Annotated in this window: 6 protein-coding genes; all 6 read left to right on the top strand. The window is 63.9% G+C overall.

Annotated elements, in window-relative coordinates; translation table 11 throughout:
- Positions 1–1167: urease subunit alpha (ureC, locus tag EOA86_RS27475; protein ID WP_128344556.1), on the top strand; the 1167-nt coding region annotated here is incomplete at its 5' end.
- Positions 1168–1210: 43 nt separating this feature from the next.
- A complete protein-coding gene (locus EOA86_RS38905; RefSeq protein ID WP_164892019.1) occupies positions 1211–1375 on the top strand; it encodes a hypothetical protein in 165 nt (54 codons plus the stop codon).
- A gap of 70 nt (positions 1376–1445) precedes the next feature.
- Positions 1446–2000, top strand: a complete 555-nt coding sequence (locus tag EOA86_RS27470; protein ID WP_128344554.1) for an urease accessory protein UreE — start codon at positions 1446–1448, stop codon at positions 1998–2000.
- On the top strand, positions 1993–2664 hold the full coding sequence (locus EOA86_RS27465; protein WP_164892021.1) for an urease accessory protein UreF: 672 nt from the start codon (positions 1993–1995) through the stop codon (positions 2662–2664). The genes EOA86_RS27470 and EOA86_RS27465 overlap by 8 nt, the downstream gene beginning before the upstream one ends.
- The gene (locus tag EOA86_RS27460) at positions 2661–3119 is read left to right on the top strand and encodes a hypothetical protein (RefSeq protein WP_128344551.1); all 459 of its coding nucleotides are present in this window, start codon (positions 2661–2663) and stop codon (positions 3117–3119) included. Before EOA86_RS27465 ends, EOA86_RS27460 begins: the two co-directional genes overlap by 4 nt.
- The coding region (locus EOA86_RS27455; RefSeq protein WP_164892020.1) for a DUF3995 domain-containing protein at positions 3119–3371 on the top strand (253 nt) is incomplete at its 3' end. The genes EOA86_RS27460 and EOA86_RS27455, both read left to right, overlap by 1 nt.

Genomic DNA, 3371 nt, shown 5'->3' with positions numbered 1-3371 from the left:
ATCCAGTCCTTCGACGCCTTTCCGATGAACATCGGCCTGTCGGGCAAGGGCAACGCGTCCTTGCCGGCCGCGCTTGAAGAGATGGTGCTGGGCGGTGCCTGCTCGCTTAAGTTGCACGAAGACTGGGGCACGACACCAGCGGCAATCGACTGCTGCCTGTCGGTCGCCGACGACTACGACGTGCAGGTGATGATCCACACCGACACGCTGAACGAATCCGGCTTTGTCGAAAACACGGTGGCGGCGATCAAGGGCCGCACCATCCACGCCTTCCACACCGAAGGCGCCGGCGGCGGCCATGCGCCCGATATCATCAAGGTTTGCGGGCTGCCCAACGTGATCCCGTCCTCGACCAATCCGACCCGGCCCTACACCGTCAACACGCTGGCCGAGCATCTCGACATGCTGATGGTCTGCCATCATCTGTCGCCGTCGATCCCGGAAGACATCGCCTTTGCCGAAAGCCGCATCCGCAAGGAGACCATCGCCGCCGAAGACATTTTGCACGACATTGGCGCCTTCTCGATCATCTCGTCGGACAGCCAGGCCATGGGCCGCGTCGGCGAAGTGGCGATCCGCACCTGGCAGACCGCCGACAAGATGAAGCGCCAGCGCGGTTCGCTGCCGCAGGAGACCGGCGACAACGACAATTTCCGCGTCCGCCGCTACATCGCCAAATACACGATCAACCCGGCCATCGCGCACGGCCTGTCGAACGAGATCGGCTCGGTGGCGGTCGGCAAGCGCGCCGACCTGGTGCTGTGGAACCCTGCCTTTTTCGGCGTCAAGCCGGATATGGTGCTGATCGGCGGCATGATCGCCGCCGCCCCGATGGGCGATCCCAACGCCTCGATCCCGACACCGCAGCCGATGCACTACCGGCCGATGTTCGGCGCCTATGGCAAGGCGATGACCAATTCGTCGGTGACCTTCGTTTCCAGGGCGGCGCTCGATGCCGGCCTGCGCGGCCGGCTCGGCGTCGACAAGCAGATGGTCGCCGTCGAGAACACCCGCGGCGGCATCGGCAAGCATTCGATGGTGCTCAACGACGCCACCCCGCATGTCGAAGTCGACCCCGAAACCTACGAGGTGCGCGCCGACGGCGAATTGCTCACCTGCGAGCCGGCCACGGTGCTGCCGATGGCGCAGAGGTACTTTTTGTTCTGATCCATCGGCGCTATAGCTGACGCAGAACGTGCCGCACCGGGCCATGGACCAGAAACTCCCTTACGCCCACGACATCTTCCCGCACATCCGCATCGTCATGGGCATGGTGATCGGCCTCGGCGTCACGCGTCATCCTGCGGCTCTTCGACACGATCGTTTGACCACAGCGGGTCCTTTCGGACGCGCAAAGGACGCTGTAAAAACTTGAATTCGGGGCATGCGCCGGCATTGGGCCGATGTTCGGGATGGTCTAGGCTTTTTGGAAAGGCAGTTTTTACATGAAGCTCGACATCCGCACAGATTTCACCAAATTCCCGCGTGCCGTCTCGGTGCTCGCCGCCGGCCAAGCGGGGGCGGTCACGCCCTATGATCGTGCCGTGCTGGCCCATGACGAGCGGCATCTGCGCCGCCGCGCCATCGAAACGGCCCGTAGCGACAAGGTGCTGGTCGACCTGCCCGAGCCGGTTGCCTTGAACGACGGCGACCGGCTGGTGCTGGAGGATGGCCGCCACATCGAGATCATTGCGGCCGAGGAACCGCTCTACGATATCCGTGCCGAGGGCGCCGTGCATCTGGCCGAACTCGCCTGGCATATCGGCAACCGGCACCTTGCGGCCGCCATAGAGGCGGATCGCATCCTCATCCTGCGCGACCATGTCATCAAGACGATGCTGGAAGGCCTGGGCGCCACGGTGAGCGACGTTTCCGAGCCGTTCAAGCCGGTGCGCGGCGCCTATTCCGGGCATGGCGGCCATGGCCATGCTCATGCTGAGGCGCATTCCCACGCCCATGGCGAGTCGCATTCCCACAGCCACTCGCACGACCATGACTGACCAGCCTTCCAACCTCGCTTTGTTGCGGCTGATGGCCTGGCTGTCGCCTGCATTCCCGGTCGGCAGTTTTTCTTACAGCCATGGTCTCGAGCAAGCCGTGCATGCCGGGCTGGTTGCCAATAGCAAAGACCTTGCCGCATGGCTGGAGACGCTGGTCGAGATGGGCTCGGGCTGGAACGATGCCGTGCTGTTTGCCGAAAGCTGGCGGCGCGCCCGCCAGGCTGGCGATCTCGCCGAAATCGCTGCGCTCGCCGAGGCTTTGGCCGGCTCGCGCGAGCGCCATGCCGAGACCATGCTGCAGGGTGCCGCCTTCCTGAAGGCGGCATCGGCCTGGCCGTGTCAGGTGCCGGACCGTCTGCCGGCCGAGTGCGCCTATTGCGTCGCCGTCGGCGCCGTTTCTGGCGGCAACGCCATTGCCCTGCAGGACGCGCTAGCCGCCTTCCTGCAGAGCTTCTTCTCCAACCTCGTCCAGGCCGCGATCCGGCTCGGCGTCGTCGGCCAGACCGGCGCCACCGCGCTGCTCGCCGGCTTCGAACCGCTGGCGCTTGGCGTCGCCGCCCGTGCTGCCGGCTCGACGCTGGATGATCTCGGCGGCTGCGCGTTCGTCTCGGACGTCATGGCGATGAAGCACGAAACCCAGTATTCGCGGCTGTTCCGGTCATGAGCCTTAGTGCAAACAGGCTCTGCCTCATCAAGAGATTTAACGGCATTCGTCTGTCGCCCATCAGCGTGGTCGGGCACTCGATCGGATCGACAATCAACATCGGCTTCGGCGCGACAACGCCGCACCGCTATGCAAAACGCCTAAGCGGCAAGCGTCGAGTTGGCCATTTCAGACGTGCAGAATGGGATCTCTTTCTTGCCTCCGCCTGTTGGGAGCTACGCAAAACCAACGGTTACTGTCTGCGTTGGTCTGACAATCCGCGCCGGATTGCCAAGGAAATCGAACTGTCGGTCGGCAAGACCGTCATCAGCGTGTCGCTGCGCGGATTGCGGAAACAGGCGGAAATTCGGTTTGCCAATGGCGAGACACTGCGGTTCTGGCCTGACCGCGACGAAGATGGTGGAGGTTGGAATTTGAACATTGGCAAACGCCATCTGTCTGCTGCAGGCCGCTGATGATCGTTCTCGCTTTCGCCCTCTCGCTGGTCCTGCTGCTGATCACCGCACTGCATGTCTATTGGGGTATTGGCGGGATCTGGCCGGGCAGGGACGCTGCCTCCTGCGCCCGCGCGGTGGTCGGCTTCCGTGGCGTCGACGAAATGCCAGCGCCCTTCGCCAGCTTTGCCGTTGCTGCCTGTCTCGGCCTGGCGACACTGTGGCCGATGGCGCTCGAAGGCGTGTTTGCCACGCCCTTTCCCAAGGCTGGGC

Source organism: Mesorhizobium sp. M5C.F.Ca.IN.020.32.2.1, from assembly GCF_004023105.1.
Taxonomy (GTDB): domain Bacteria; phylum Pseudomonadota; class Alphaproteobacteria; order Rhizobiales; family Rhizobiaceae; genus Mesorhizobium; species Mesorhizobium wenxiniae.
Note: the sequence above shows the minus strand (reverse complement) of the source record. Positions and strands in the feature narration are given on the sequence as shown.

Coding starts and splice junctions, on each gene's coding strand:
- EOA86_RS27470 (WP_128344554.1), top strand. CDS start 1,446: ATGAAGCTCGACATCCGCACAGATTTCACCAAATTCCCGCGTGCCGTC.
- EOA86_RS27465 (WP_164892021.1), top strand. CDS start 1,993: ATGACTGACCAGCCTTCCAACCTCGCTTTGTTGCGGCTGATGGCCTGG.
- EOA86_RS27460 (WP_128344551.1), top strand. CDS start 2,661: ATGAGCCTTAGTGCAAACAGGCTCTGCCTCATCAAGAGATTTAACGGC.
- EOA86_RS38905 (WP_164892019.1), top strand. CDS start 1,211: ATGGACCAGAAACTCCCTTACGCCCACGACATCTTCCCGCACATCCGC.